This is a genomic window from Bradyrhizobium sp. USDA 4454 (assembly GCF_054822705.1).
Map to the genome: position 1 here is coordinate 6,587,067 of NZ_JBTRCN010000001.1, position 13,440 is coordinate 6,600,506.

Here is a 13,440-nt window from a genome sequence, read left to right on the forward strand (position 1 = left end):
CTTCGCGCCCCGATTGTTTGGCAGCACTCGCGAAGCTGGTGGATTGTGCCGGCTCGGCGAGTTAATAAACTATACCGTATATTTTCTTTTTATTGCCTTTCATCGCAGCCCATGTCAAGTGGGAAGGCGAGGCGCACAGACTCGTGATTTCGGAGGACCAAGAATGAAGAAGACGAAGCGAGGCAGGCCGCCCAAGGATCTTGCCGGCGACGCGCAGGCGCGCATTCTCGATGCGGCCCAGCAGCTTTTTCTGGAAAAGGGCTTTCGTAGCGCCAGCATCGACGACATTTCCGAGCTCGCGCCCGCGAGCAAACCGACGATCTACGCCCATTTCCCCGGCAAGGAAGCACTGTTCGCAGCGGTGGTGGCCCGCACCATCGACGGCTTGACCGACTTCGAGGGCTTCTCGCCCGAAGGCCGCACCATCGAGGACAAGTTGATCAGCCTCGGGACCGCCATCGTCGAGCGAGTGGTCGAGGATTCGCTAGGCATGGTGCGCGCGACGATCGCGGAATCGCAGCGCTTTCCCGAACTGAGCCGCAACGTTCACGACGCTGCGCGCGATCGCTCCCTGACCGCAGTGTCCCAGCTGCTGGACGACGCCACGCAGAAACTCGCGCGCACCCCGAGGGGCCCTTTCAGCGCCAAGCGAAGCCGCGCCACCGCGCAGATCTTCCTCGACCTGATCCTGCTGCCGATGCTGTTTCGGTCGCTCGTCGGTGAAACTCAGAAGGACTTGAAGAGGGAGCTTCCCGGCTTCGTGCGCGAGCGCGTCGGCTTTTTCCTGGCAGCCTGCGAGACGGACTGGTCGTAGCAGCTTTGGGCGGTTGGCTTGGAAGCATTAGCCGGCGGCCTTGAGCTGCACGCGAGCTGTCATCTCGGCCGGCTGCAGGAATGGCGCGCGACGCAAAGCACCCCTACAAAATCTCAACATCTCGTCGAAGCTTGGCCGCAGCGTCGCGGCTCCGACACGCGAAGGATTGAGATGGACATCCATGGCTTCCAGCAGGCAGCAGGTCAGCACCATCGGACTGCCGCCCTGCAACTCTCCACGTGCTTGCCCGGTGCCGATGATCGGTCGCACCAGGCCTCGAATCTTGTCGTGGTAGGTGAGGGCGACGGTCCAGTTCTGACGGACAGCCAGAGTTATCAGGTCTTGCAATCGTCGATGCTTCGCCGGTCGAGCCTCATTGCAGTCGGCGATGGCCTTCAGGATTGCGGCCAGGCGCCGCAGCGCTGGCGCACTGCTCCGGGCCGCCTCAGCCGCTGCACCGACCATCTCTTCGAGGACCTCCTGCACCACAGCCTCCTCGATCGCCCGCCTCGAGGGAAAGAATCGATAGACGTTGGCTGAGGACATCGACAGGCTCTGCGCGATGTCCGTGACGGTGGTCTTGCTGTGACCCATCTCGGCATAGAGATGGATGGCGGCCTGCACGATCCTGCGGCGGGCGGTCCTCGTTCGATCATCAATCTGCTTGCGCATGACGTCTCTCATTGCGCCGGAATGTTCATCAGCTCGCGGCGGCAGGCCTCTCCGAAATCGCGCAAGGGGTCCATCTCCTCGATGAATCTTGGGAGATCGACGAATGTGCGATTTGGCGACAGATACGTTTCGATGATCAGGTGCCCGGTTCGCTCGGCGGCCTGAACGACCTCGCTGCTCGACAAGATCCGCATGCGTCCGACCAGGGTATAGAGGCTGACCAGTTGCGGGATCTCGGCCTGATCATTGACCAGAGCCTCGGCATAGAGCCGCGACGCCTCCTCGATGAAGCAATGGTACAATTGTTCGCGCTTCGAAAACGAGCGGGCATGATGAAGCTCGCGACGCCTTCGGCGTCCGCTAAACCATCCACTGACAATGGTCGAGAGCGCGCCGAAGGCAGAGCCGCCGAAGGCAGCCAGGGCCGGGATATAGACCGTGCTCATAAGATCGCTCCTGTCTCCTAACCGCGATGCCGATGCAATTCAGAGCAGGAGCACTGCCACATCGGTCGCAGCATCGATCCTTATCTGGCCCTGGCCAAGCCGCTGGTGGCTTGGTCAAACACCGCTTTGCACCCTTCGCTCAGGTTCGGCTTCCTCTGCCTCAGACAGGCTTCGACTCCCGACGGATCGGGAATGTAGGCGCTGCACAGCCGAAAGGCGTCGGGCGCGCAGGCCGCTCTCTGCTCTGCCGTGTCCTGGTTCTCCTGCGCGAATGCTACTGCGCTGCCAAGCGCGACTACGGCCGCTGCGAACAACGCCGGCATCAATCTCGTCATGTCAGTTCCTTTCTCTGCGTGAGACTTTGGCTTGCTGGCGGAGCTTGCCCGCCCGATCCGCACACGCGCTTGTGAGGCGTTCGCCTTGACTTCCATCACGGCGCATGATTTATATGAACTATACGGTGTATTTTATTAAGGAGACGCGGAATGTCAAGCCTGCCGTTCGCCTTGTTGCGCGAAAATCCGTTGCCCGGCCTCGCCGTCGCATCGCTGAACGTCATTGTCGCAGTGTGCCTCGTGGCGCTGAGCGTGCTGCTTGGCATCACGATCGCGATGATCGCGTGGGCTCATACGCTCGCCACGCGCCAGCCCGGCACCGTTCGGCTGGACCGGAGGACGGTCGCATGACGCTGGCCCTGCTGATCGCCCGCGACTGCATCATCTATTGGGTCAACGTCTGGATCGCGCCGGTCGAATGCGTGTTCGACGTGATCGAGTCCGAACTCGCGCGCAGAGGCATTGCGCCCGACGAAGTCTACCGCCTCACCCACACGGCGTGAGGGAGAACTGGAACCGAGATGCTGATCATCGAAGTCTTTGACGGGATGGAAGTGGATCCAACAGCGGTGAGCCCCCTGGAGTATCTGACGATGCGACAGAGTGATGCCCTTGTCGGGAGCCGCGTGCCGTGAGCCGCCGATCCGTCATGTCAGTGCACGCGAGCCGATCGACCGACACCGCCCTTCCCTTGCGCGGCTATTTTCTGTCGGTCGGCGGCGCCCTGCTAGGCTTGCTTTGGGCGACCGGTTTGGTGCTTCCGGCGCAACTGACAAGCCGCTCCGCGGAGCCGGATCCTGAGCGGCCTCAGATCCGCATTCACTCCGACGTCAAGCTACCGGAGCGCGTGGTGATCGATACCAGCCAATCGCTGCCCGCGCCCGCCGATAAGGAGACCGTCGTCGCCCCATCACCCGTTGCCGGCGACCAACCAGACCGAGACTGATCCGATGTCCAGACAGCATTTGTTCGCCCTGATCATGTGGTCCGCCACGCTCGCCGCCACCGGCGCCGTCGCGGACGTCCAAAATTCCGCGGTGACGGACAGCCGCAGCGCGAGAGCGCAAAACGATGCCGAGGAGGCAGCTATCCAGCGCGTTCTCTCGGAATTCCGCACCACGCGCATCCCGCTCAGTCGGGCGATGGCGATCGCGGAACGTCTGCATGATGGCTCGAAGACCGCCGACATCAGCTTCGAGGTGGACGGCCCACCCGTCTACCGTGTTCGCACGATCCGGAATGAACATGTGTGGGAGAACGCCATTGACGCAAATACCGGAAGCATCACGGGCAGAGAGGTGACGTCCTCACTGAAGGAACTCGATCGGGAAGACCTCGCCAAGATCCTTGCTATGAGATGGATCAAGCAGGAATTGTCGGATGCCGTGCAGGTTGCCGAGAAAGCGGCGGCCGGCAGCGCGCTGGCCGGCGGACTGATCCGACAGGACGGCAAACTCAATTTCGTGATCGTCGTCGCCACCGGGGACCATTTGAAAGAGGTTCTGCTCGAGCCTCTCAAGGTCGGAAAGCAAGACACGAGTCGCCATTAACACGAGCATTTCCATCAAGGATCAAAGAGCGAACTCATCATGAACTTCCAGCCTCCATCACAGCTCTCATCCGCACAAGCGTAGCTTCCATTCGACTGCATCGGCGCTGCTGTTGCAGGGCGGCGGTGTGCTCGGCGCCTACCCGCCTTGATCGGAAATATCTGGATACGGGATACCCATGCCATGACCATGTGCAGGAGATCCCCTCTCGACGCGCCGTCCGAGAGGCCCGGAAGAACCACTCGGACGGCGCCGCGGTCAGCCGGCGCGCTGAGCCGTCGGCAACAGCGTGCCGATGTGCTCCCGGATCATGATCGCGTTCGCCGGCTTACGGAAGCCGACGAACAGGATCCACGCCGCGCCAACGGCGAGATAGGCGAGGAACAGGTACGGGAAGTAGCACATCGGAGCGTCCGGAACCGGGTAGACGCTGCCAACCGTCGGGATCATCAGCAGCACCAGCGCGATACCGCAGACCGCGAGGTCGACACCGCGAAGCTCGCCGATCTCTTTCAGATAGGCGGGTGCGGCAATCGTGATCATGATGTAGGGGACGATGAAGCCGAACGCCGCCAGCGTTCCGACGTAGTTGAAGAGATCGAGCGGCGCCAGGCCGGCGACCGCGACGCAGACCGCCGGAACAATGAAGGCGACCGTGGCGAGGATCGTCACTGCCACGTGCGGGGTGGCGTTGGTTTCGTGGGAATCTGCGGTCTTTTCATGGAACAGTCCATGTCGTCCCATCGCGAACAGAACCCGGCTTCCGGCATTGATGCAGGACAGGCAGAGTGCAAAGAAGCTTACCATGGCTCCAAATGAGAGCGGTGCCTGAAGCACGGACAGGTGGGCGAGGGACGCCATCACGTTGAGCGGCGCGTCGATCTTGTCCAGCGCCGGATCCGATCCATGGGTTGCCATCACCATGACGTAGGACACGAACACGAAGAAGCCGCCGGAAATCACGAGGCTCCACACCACCGCCTTCGGAATGGTGACAAGCGGGTCGCGCGCCTCCTCGCCGAACGCCGTGCAGCATTCGAAGCCGACCAAGCTGAAGATCGCGACGACGACGCCCAGGCCGAGCCCCGAAAGCGGCAGAGACGAGGTGTCGAACTGGGCGTGGTCGATCTTGAAGCCGTGCTGCGCGAGCGTCACAACGCAGAGGATTGCGATCAGCAGCATCGATGCGCCCTCGAGCAACAGCATCAGCATCGCCGAGAGCTGTACGTTCTTCCATGCGCAGAACCACGCGGCGCCGACACAGATCGCAAACAGCAGCGAGAACGGCAGATGCAGCCCCGCCATCTCCAGCAGCTTGTCGGCGAAGATCGAGAAGCCGGTCACGCCGGCCATCGAGATGCCAAGATACGCCCAGATCAGCGACCAGCCTCCGACCGCACCGGCGGTCAGCCCGAGGCCTCGGCAGATATAGAGATACATCGATCCGGCGGTGGTCGAACGCCGCGCGAACTGATTGAGATTGAGGGCGACGAAGACCAGCATGACCGTTCCCGTGGCATAGGAAAGCCAACTCCAGTCGCCGGTGTTTCCATACATCACGGGAATGATCAGCGCGGCAGTCATCGTCGGCGAGATCAGCGCGATGCCCTGTGCCAGCAACTCCACGAATCCCAGGCAGTGTTTTCTCAGTGTCGAGTCGTACATGGATCTTCCCCTTGTTGCGCAAAATCGGATCTGTTGTTCCTTGGGCGTTTCGATCCCGGCTTTGCCGCGATTGCATCACGATGATGAGGGTTGATCGGCCTCCAGTTTGAACGGGCCTGCTGGTCCAGCAAAATGTCGCCGGCAACTGGGCCAGCACGGACAAGCCGACATGCCGGCGCCCGTGCCGTCGCCGGCATTCAGGTCGCTGGCTTCGTCCGTCGTCAGAAATTGAGCGCAATTTCGAGCGGACTACCGGTGCGCAGCGTCTTGCCGACGCCGCCGGCCACCGCGGCATAGTTGCCGAAGCGGACGCCGACCTTCGAATTCCTGTACCGGCCCAGGGTCTGGAGAGGCTCCTGTCCGAACTCGGCCTTCTCCTGATCGACGGTGGTCAGGTTGCAGCGATAGCAAATATCGATGAATCGGAGGGTCACGTCGGTCGTGCTGGCCGAGGCGAAATAGTCCTCGCCGTAGGGATCGACGCCCTCGACCACGATATTCGGACGGAATCGGTTCATGGGAACGCCGGACACCAGCCGCCGGTTGAGGTCCTCGTGCGACGCCTCGGAGATCACCAGGATCCCGTAATTGTCGACAAAGCTTGTCGGGGCATCGTCGCGGGAAGGGTACTGGACGCCGCCCTTGCGCAGGAATTCCGGGTCGCAGGTCACGACTCGATAGTCGTCGCCGAGATAGCTGCTGAACCACGACGAAGCCGCATGGCTCGCGACAAGCGCCGGAATCTTTTCACCGAACAGCTCGACTTCGGTCCGCTCGGCATCCTTCGCTTCGCGTGACATGACCAGTTCGGGCATGCCTGACGCATTGAGGATGAGCCTGTCGTCCGCAAGCTTCGGCTCGACCAATGCAAGCCTCGGCCGCTCGCGCTGGCTGACGAAGACGCCGTGTTCATTGACGACCATCCAGTTCCGGTCACCGAGAAATCCCGTCGGCGAAAGCGTGGTCTCGTCTACGCGAACTCCCTTGCAGGATTTCACCGGATAGACATAGAGATCCTTGATCCTGATCATGACGATTCCTTTCTTGCATCAAGCCGCGAGTCCGCCGCAGGTCCCGACGGATAAAAGCTATCGGAGAAGAAGCGATCGGGGCTTGCACCGCGGCTGCATGCCGCGTCGCGAGCGGCCTCCACCATCGCGGGATTGCCGCAGGCGTAGACGTCGAACCCGGAGAGATCGCCGAAGTCCTGCAGCACCGCCTCATGGACCAGACCGGTGCGACCGGCCCATGTCTTGTCGCGGCCGGATATCACGGGAACGTAGCCGATGCCGTGCGTGCTCGAGAATTCGCGCAGTTCGCGATCGAGGTAGAAGTCACTGGGGGCCCGGCTGCCCCAATAGACGGTAATTGGGATATGGAATGAACCTGCCGCGATCTCCTCGAGAATAGCCCGCACCGGTGCTATGCCGGTGCCGCCCGCGATGAAGATCGATGCGCGAGGCTCTGCAGCAAACGTGAAATTGCCGAACGGTCCGGAGACGTGAAGAATATCGTTCAGTTGCAGGTGGTCGAAGACGTGCCCGGTAAAGGCACCACCTGACACACGGCCCACGTGGAGCTCGATGGTTCCGTCTTGCCGCGGCGCGTTGGCGATAGAAAACGGACGATCGAAACCGCCGGCGTGGCGGATGCCGACGAATTGTCCGGAAATGAATTCGAGTCGGTCGAGCGACGGCAGCCGCAATGTCAGCCGCATAACTTGCTCGTTTTCCCGGACCAGCCCGATCACCCGTGCGGGAACCGCAGGGCGTTCCCCTGGTGGAGGTTCGGGAAGCTCGGCGATATCAATCCGGAGGTCACCGGTCGCGTGCGCGCGGCAAAGCAGCGCTATCCCGCGGTCACGTTGGGCTGCCGATAATGCCTGGGTTGGCCCGATATGCTGGAAGTCGCCGCATGATATGCTCGCCCGGCAACTGCCGCAGACCCCAGTGCGGCAGGCGCTCGGCAACCAGATGCCTGCCCTGGAGGCGGCTTGCAGGATGGTCTCGTCAGGTGACGCCTCGAAGACGGTCCCGCTGGCGAGCGTAACCGTTGCGCAGCGGACGGAGGGTGAAGACAGCCGCAGGTTCATCCTTCCTCAGTATGGGGCGGGCGAAGGCGGCACGTGATCCAGTTTTGGGAAGCAGCGTGGTCCAGGCAGATTTTTTGCCGAACGATGCCAAATGCCCGTCCGGTCAAGCGCCGATCGCAGCCTTGATGCGCCGGACCGTATCCCGAATGCCCTGATCGTCGAGTCCGGCAAAGCCCATTCGGATGCCGCGTCGCCCGTCGTCCCGTCCGGAGAAGCACCGGCTTGGAAGAAACGACAACCCGAACACAGATGCATTGGCCTCGAGCCGGTCGAGATGCGACGCCGTTTCGAAGGTCAGCCAGAACGCCAGGCCTCCGTCCGGCATGCGAAAATCGACGATGCCACCGAGTTCCGCCCGGAGCATCACGGCCAGTTTTTCCCTGCGGCCGGCGTAGATCTTCAGCGCGCGGTTGGCATGCCGCCGGACTTCTCCCGCATCGACCAGTTCGGCCACCGCGTCTTCGGTGACCTGGTCACCCTGCCGGTCGATCAGCAGAATCTCCTGGGTGGCGCGGTCGATGAATTTCTGCGGGGCGGAGATGTAACCGAGCCGCAGGCTCGGCGACAACAGCTTTGACATCGATCCGATGTAGAGTACCGCCGGGTCGAACGAGGCCAACGGCAGCAGCGGCTGATGCTGGAAATGGAATTCATGATCGTAATCGTCCTCGATGACGGTGAAGCCGAATTGTGAGGACAGTGCGAGCAGGCGCAGGCGCCGGTCCGGATTGAGCAGGACCGTGGTCGGAAAATGGTGATGTGGCGTCAGGTAGACAACGCGGACGCGATGACGCCGGCACAATTTCTCGAGGCTGTCGATGTCGGTTCCCGCCTCATCTACTTTCGCCCGCACGATCGTGGCGCCGGCGGCCCGAAACGCTTCGCGTGCCGGCGGATAGGTCAGCTCATCGACAACCACTGCATCGCCGGGCCTGACCAAGATTCTGGACGCGAGATAGATCGCCATCTGGCTTCCACGCGTCAGGCAGACGCGCGCGGGCGTGGTTGCCAGGCCGCGGTCCATGTTCAGCATCCGCGAGATCGCGGTCCGCAGCATCGGAGAGCCGCGGGGATCGGCATAGCCGAGCTTGCCGACCTTGCCCGCGAGCGACATCGCGCTCCGATAAGCCCGCGCAAAGCTCTCGGCGGGAAACAGCCTTGTATCGGGTGTGCCATCGTCGATCAGCACAATGCCCGGCTGCGGAAAGATCGCCGGGACGTCGAGCGGCGCGGCCAAGCGGCTGAACTGCGGCCCCTCGGCGCGTGCCCTGGAGCTGTCGGGCGCGAGCCGGCTGGCCCGGTTGCGGGATTCCGGCAGTTTTTCCGAGACAAAGGTTCCCTTGGTGCCCCCGCGATGTCAGCCAGGCCTGCGCAATCAGTTCGTCATAGGCGACGATCACCGTCTTGCGGTTCACGCCGAGCTCGTCCGCCATCTCCCGCGATCCGGGCAGCACCTCGCCCGGCGACAGCCGGCCGCGGCGAATCTCCGCGATCAGTCCATGGACGATCTGAAGGTAGACCGGACTGGCGCCCTCGCCGCGCCTCAGACCGAGCTTAAGATTTAGCTTCCATTCCCGGAGCATAGCCAAAATGCCAGTGGACCATGCCAGATGCTAAATATTAATAGGTTTCTGGTCCAGTCCTTTGCTGGGCATCGGCTGCGGCCGCCTTTTGACGGGACAGCGAAAAGTAGAGGTCCGAGTGGCGGACCGACGGTCATCGACTTCGATGAAGCCGGAGTTGCCGGGCCTCTAATGAGCATTCGCGATGGCGAAATCCGAATCTCCGACCGCGCTCAAGCCGAGAGAAGCAACCCACAATGTTGAGGGCGCTCTCCGCGATAGCGGGCCTTCGGCGCCATCACAGTAGTGTGGTCAAACGCGAAGCTCCCGAAACACCGCGATTCTACGGAATCCGGCAAAGCTGCAACTAGGATATATTTCCTTTGTCCAGCGCTGGCGTCTTAAGTCTTGAAGAGATTGGAGAATGTGGAGCTGCTGAAAACTTCGCCAGCTCATCGCCCCAAGCTGACTCTTTTAGGATAATTGCGGAAACAGACCGCGCGGGCTTGCCGCCGAAATCGACTCAGCACACAACTCGGAATAGGTTGACTGAGTAATTTGAGAGGCGCCATGGCACCGCGGCAAACTATCGGCAACCGGCTCGCAACCCCGACGGAGAGGCCAGTGAAGACTACCAAGCTTCCTGGTCGGAATTTTCCGATTCAACGTTCAATTCAAAAGTTAAGTGATGATCTGGACGCACTCAACGAGCGGATCGCCGAACTAGAACATGAAGGTCACCGGGGTCATGCCATGGACATGTTGAAAGCGAATGCCTTGGATTTCGCCCGTCAGATCGATGAGCTTCGGAGCATACTGGTTGTCGTACCGACCAAGAAAGGTCGTCCCTAAGGTGTGCCGCCCATCGTGTCAGAGGCGCTAATTCTGCGAAATTCACTTGCTGCACCTGAAGGCAGTTATAGGAATATCTCTCGACCTTTCGCTTTGATCTCGGTTTCCAGTCGGTGATCGAGCTTGTCGAAGCTTCGCCTCAGCGCCGGCCGCCTTGCTTGGTCAATATTTTTCTCAGGTCACGTGAAATTGCGATGCCGGCTTAGCGAACGCCGGCAACGATCACGCGCGCTCCCGCATCGGCGAGGCGCTTGCACTGCTCCTCGGATGCGCCGACATCAGTCACCAAAGTCCAGCGTGGCGGCAGCGGCGCCCAGGCCATCTGTTCGGCGCGGCCGAGCTTGCTGGCATCGGCGAGAACGATAACTTCCTTCGACTGCTGCATCATCAGCGTCTTCAGCGCGACCTGTTCGAGGTCCGCTTCGCACAGGCCACGGCCATTTACCACGCCGTCGGCGCTCATGACGGCGCGGTCCGCGGTCATGCGCCGCAGAGCCTCATTGGCGAGCGGCCCCATGGTGCTCATGCTGGTGGTGCGCAGCGCGCCGCCCAGCACCACAAGCTCTATGGTCGGAGCCTTGGCGAGGAAGGGCAGCAGCGCAAGATTGTTGGTGATGATGCGTAGCCGCCGCTGCTGCAGCAGTCGGCCGAAGGCTGCGACCGTCGAGCCGGCATCGAGAATCAGCGTGTCGCCATCCTCGACTAGATCGATCGCCGCGCGCGCGATCGCCTGCTTCTGTTTGCCCTGAACCGCGAGGCGCTGCTCGAGCGTCGTCTCGTTCGCGTGGGCGGTGAGAATGGCGCCGCCATAGGTGCGGCGCACGGCATTGTTCCTGGAAAGATGCTGCAGGTCGCGCCGCACGGTGGAGGCGGAGACGTCAAAGCGCCGCGCGAGATCGTCGACATCGATCTCCCCCGCGTTCAGTGCTTCCAAGAGACGAGCGTGACGCTCCTTGCTGCGCATCGACATTGAACCTCAGCCCCCGGATTCATTGCCGTCGGCCGAGCTCGACCGTATCGGCTTCGCAGCACGGCCGATGGATACCACGATGCGTCGGCCACGCAATGTCCGCACTTAACGCGCATCTCGCCCCTTGTCCTGAGAAGCCCGCGCAGCCCCTCAAGCCGCCTTCTTCGGCGCGAGATCGACCGCCTGCCGCAGCGCCTCGATCAGGCTGCGCTCGTCGGCGATGCCTTTGCCCGCTATATCGAAGGCGGTCCCGTGATCGACCGAGGTTCGGATCACCGGCAGACCAACAGTGATGTTCACGCCGGCTTCCAGTCCCAGCACCTTGATGGGCCCATGGCCCTGATCGTGATACATCGCGACCACCATGTCGTAGTCGCCGCGGCCGGCCAGGAAGAACAGCGTGTCGGCAGGCAGGGGGCCGCGCACGTCCCAGCCCTTGCGCTGACAGGCTTCCACGGCCGGCGCGATCTTCGCGGCTTCCTCGCCGCGACCGAACAATCCATTCTCGCCGGCATGCGGATTGATGGCGCAGACGCCGATCTTCGGATTGGCGAAGCCGGCGCGCACCAGCACGTCATGTCCGCGTGCGATGACACGCTCGACGAGGCCGGGCTCGATCTTCTCGATCGCATCGAGCAGGCCGATATGCGTGGTCACGTGAATGACGCGGAGTTTCGGCGACACCAGCATCATCGATACTTCCGGCGTGCCGGTCAGATGCGCCAGGAGCTCGGTATGGCCGGGATATTTGTGGCCGGCCGCATGCAGCGCTTCTTTGGAGAGCGGCGCGGTGCAGATGCCCTGCGCGAGCCCTGCCTGCACCACCTGCACGGCTTTCTCGATATAGCGATAGGCGGCCTCGCCTGCCGTCGCCGACACCTTGCCGAACGGCAGGTCGTCCGGCACCAGCTTCAGGTCAATGCACTGCACGGCCTTCGACGCAAAATTCGCTTGCTTCGCGTCGCTCAACGCATCGACCTCAAGCGGCACGCGGACGATCTGACCGGCCTTGCGCAGTCGGTTGGAGTCGCCGATCACCAGCGCATTGCAGATCGCCTGCACCTGCGGCTGCGCCAGTGCCTTCATGATCACCTCGGGCCCGATACCGGCCGGATCTCCCATGGTGATCGCAATGGTCGGACGAGTCATTTGAAACTTCCTTTGGTTCGGACGGCGCGAAGCCGCTCGCTGATGCGGATGAGGCTGTTCTCGTCACCGAACGCGCCCGCTTTGGTGGCGATCGGAACAGACAATCGGCCAAGAGTAAGGCCGAGCGACACGCCCGGCTCGATTTCGTCGGCAAGACGGATGCCGTTGACGCCGAAGCGCGACAGCATCGCGGCGGCAGTTTCGCCGCCGGTCGCAGCGAAGGCGCCGATCGCGGGTGCGACGGACTCAAGAGCGTCGGCGAGTCCCTTGGCGAGTTGCGGGCCGAGCGACATGTCGGGGTGATCATCCATCATGATCTCAACCAGCGTGTCGCCGCCGCCGGCAAGTCGTTTCATCACGCCCGCGGCGAGCGCTGCCCGGCCGGCACCATCGTTGAGCAGCGTCTCCGGCGCGACCGGGAAATGCGTCACGGTGCCGGTCGCCTCCAGCTCGCGCGCGGCGGCGCGAGATGCGCCGGCGAGCGAGCCCACCACGATCAGGGTACCGGATGCGCTCGTCGGAATGCGCAGCGGCTCGACGGCATGGCCGACTTCGAGGCCGGCCAGCGCGTGCGCGAGGCCTGCGCTGCCGATGAAGAAGGTTGCGGGCGATGCATGCAGGCTCGCCTCCGCGATCAAACGCAGATCGTGTTCAGTCTCGGCGTCGCAGGCCGCGACCACGTCGCCCTCCCAGGCGAGCCGCGCGAACGTGGCTTGGAGATCGCCACCGCGCACGGCAGCGAGCTTGACCCTCTCACCGCGAACGCCCGCGGTCGCAAGAACGTCGACAAGATCGGCATTCGGGTAGGTGTGGTCGCGGTGCCAGAGCTCGGCCTCCTCGAGCGGGCGGCCTTTGACCAGAATACGCCCGTCGATGGTGGTGCGGCCGGTGGCCGGAAAGGCCGGCGCGAACACGCCGAAGGCCGGACCCGAACGTGACTTGAGATGCGCAAGCGCGGCGGCAGTCTCCGCTGCCGGTTGCCCCCGCAGCGTCGAGTCAATCTTCTTGAAAAGAATACGTCCGCCTTCGCACAGGCGCGCCAGCACATCGGCATGGCGGGCTGCAGCGGCCCCGGCCGAAAGGCCTCGACTCGCAGCATCGTAGGCCAGGACGGGCAGCTGGTAGCCCGACGCGTCGGTCACCTCACCCCATGTCACGGCAGCCGCACGCCCCCTTCTGCCGAAGGCGATCGCACAGTCCGCGGCACCGGTGAGATCGTCAGCAACGATCAGCCAGCTTTGGCTCGACGCGTTTTCTTGACGCGAACCGGTATCCACTTCGCTCGAAAACGCTTTAGGGGCCATCTTCAGCGACCTGCTTCAGTGACTTTGCC

15 protein-coding genes and 1 pseudogene are annotated in these 13,440 nt (G+C 62.6%); 6 read left to right on the forward strand and 10 right to left on the reverse strand.

What is annotated here, in order from left to right:
- Positions 1-163: 163 nt before the first annotated feature.
- Positions 164-814, forward strand: coding sequence for a TetR/AcrR family transcriptional regulator (locus ACVIW0_RS30605; RefSeq protein WP_461355736.1), 651 nt, complete (start codon positions 164-166; stop codon positions 812-814).
- A gap of 27 nt (positions 815-841) precedes the next feature.
- On the opposite strand, the gene ACVIW0_RS30610 is transcribed toward ACVIW0_RS30605, so the two are convergent.
- Together ACVIW0_RS30610 and ACVIW0_RS30615 are read right to left on the reverse strand one after the other, a co-directional pair.
- Positions 842-1,486: a TetR/AcrR family transcriptional regulator gene (locus ACVIW0_RS30610; RefSeq protein WP_461355737.1), complete on the reverse strand. Its 645-nt coding sequence runs from the start codon at positions 1,484-1,486 to the stop codon at positions 842-844.
- Positions 1,487-1,494: 8 nt separating this feature from the next.
- Positions 1,495-1,932, reverse strand: a complete 438-nt coding sequence (locus ACVIW0_RS30615) for a hypothetical protein (RefSeq protein ID WP_461355738.1) — start codon at positions 1,930-1,932, stop codon at positions 1,495-1,497.
- A 485-nt stretch (positions 1,933-2,417) separates the two neighbouring features.
- On the opposite strand from ACVIW0_RS30615, the gene ACVIW0_RS30620 reads away from it, so the two are divergent.
- The 4 genes from ACVIW0_RS30620 (at position 2,418) to ACVIW0_RS30635 (ending at position 3,817) form a co-directional block, all read left to right on the forward strand.
- Positions 2,418-2,618: a hypothetical protein gene (locus ACVIW0_RS30620; protein WP_461355739.1), complete on the forward strand. Its 201-nt coding sequence runs from the start codon at positions 2,418-2,420 to the stop codon at positions 2,616-2,618.
- Complete coding sequence (locus ACVIW0_RS30625) at positions 2,615-2,770, forward strand: hypothetical protein (RefSeq protein ID WP_461355740.1); 156 nt, start codon at positions 2,615-2,617, stop codon at positions 2,768-2,770. The genes ACVIW0_RS30620 and ACVIW0_RS30625 overlap by 4 nt, the downstream gene beginning before the upstream one ends.
- 146 nt (positions 2,771-2,916) lie before the next feature.
- Positions 2,917-3,213, forward strand: coding sequence for a hypothetical protein (locus ACVIW0_RS30630; protein WP_461355741.1), 297 nt, complete (start codon positions 2,917-2,919; stop codon positions 3,211-3,213).
- A gap of 4 nt (positions 3,214-3,217) precedes the next feature.
- Positions 3,218-3,817, forward strand: coding sequence for a PepSY domain-containing protein (locus ACVIW0_RS30635; protein WP_461355742.1), 600 nt, complete (start codon positions 3,218-3,220; stop codon positions 3,815-3,817).
- Positions 3,818-4,075: 258 nt separating this feature from the next.
- Here the strand turns inward: ACVIW0_RS30635 and ACVIW0_RS30640 are convergent, their stop codons facing one another.
- From ACVIW0_RS30640 to ACVIW0_RS30660, 5 genes and pseudogenes are all read right to left on the reverse strand, one after another.
- A complete protein-coding gene (locus tag ACVIW0_RS30640; protein WP_461355743.1) occupies positions 4,076-5,482 on the reverse strand; it encodes an APC family permease in 1,407 nt (468 codons plus the stop codon).
- A 221-nt stretch (positions 5,483-5,703) separates the two neighbouring features.
- On the reverse strand, positions 5,704-6,513 hold the full coding sequence (locus ACVIW0_RS30645; protein WP_461355744.1) for an MOSC domain-containing protein: 810 nt from the start codon (positions 6,511-6,513) through the stop codon (positions 5,704-5,706).
- Positions 6,510-7,574: a 2Fe-2S iron-sulfur cluster-binding protein gene (locus ACVIW0_RS30650; protein WP_461355745.1), complete on the reverse strand. Its 1,065-nt coding sequence runs from the start codon at positions 7,572-7,574 to the stop codon at positions 6,510-6,512. Before ACVIW0_RS30650 ends, ACVIW0_RS30645 begins: the two co-directional genes overlap by 4 nt.
- Positions 7,575-7,677: 103 nt before the next feature.
- Positions 7,678-8,811, reverse strand: coding sequence for an aminotransferase-like domain-containing protein (locus ACVIW0_RS30655; RefSeq protein ID WP_461355746.1), 1,134 nt, complete (start codon positions 8,809-8,811; stop codon positions 7,678-7,680).
- 160 nt (positions 8,812-8,971) lie between these two features.
- Positions 8,972-9,157: pseudogene (locus ACVIW0_RS30660) on the reverse strand (GntR family transcriptional regulator); the annotation flags it as partial.
- Between the two features lie 603 nt (positions 9,158-9,760).
- Here ACVIW0_RS30660 and ACVIW0_RS30665 point away from each other — a divergent pair.
- On the forward strand, positions 9,761-9,988 hold the full coding sequence (locus tag ACVIW0_RS30665; RefSeq protein ID WP_461355747.1) for a hypothetical protein: 228 nt from the start codon (positions 9,761-9,763) through the stop codon (positions 9,986-9,988).
- A gap of 202 nt (positions 9,989-10,190) precedes the next feature.
- Here the strand turns inward: ACVIW0_RS30665 and ACVIW0_RS30670 are convergent, their stop codons facing one another.
- The 3 genes from ACVIW0_RS30670 to ACVIW0_RS30680 form a co-directional block, all read right to left on the reverse strand.
- Positions 10,191-10,958, reverse strand: a complete 768-nt coding sequence (locus ACVIW0_RS30670) for a DeoR/GlpR family DNA-binding transcription regulator (RefSeq protein ID WP_461355748.1) — start codon at positions 10,956-10,958, stop codon at positions 10,191-10,193.
- 150 nt (positions 10,959-11,108) lie between these two features.
- On the reverse strand, positions 11,109-12,107 hold the full coding sequence (gene pdxA / locus ACVIW0_RS30675) for a 4-hydroxythreonine-4-phosphate dehydrogenase PdxA (protein WP_461355749.1): 999 nt from the start codon (positions 12,105-12,107) through the stop codon (positions 11,109-11,111).
- Complete coding sequence (locus ACVIW0_RS30680; RefSeq protein ID WP_461355750.1) at positions 12,104-13,411, reverse strand: four-carbon acid sugar kinase family protein; 1,308 nt, start codon at positions 13,409-13,411, stop codon at positions 12,104-12,106. Before ACVIW0_RS30680 ends, pdxA begins: the two co-directional genes overlap by 4 nt.
- Positions 13,412-13,440: the final 29 nt, after the last annotated feature.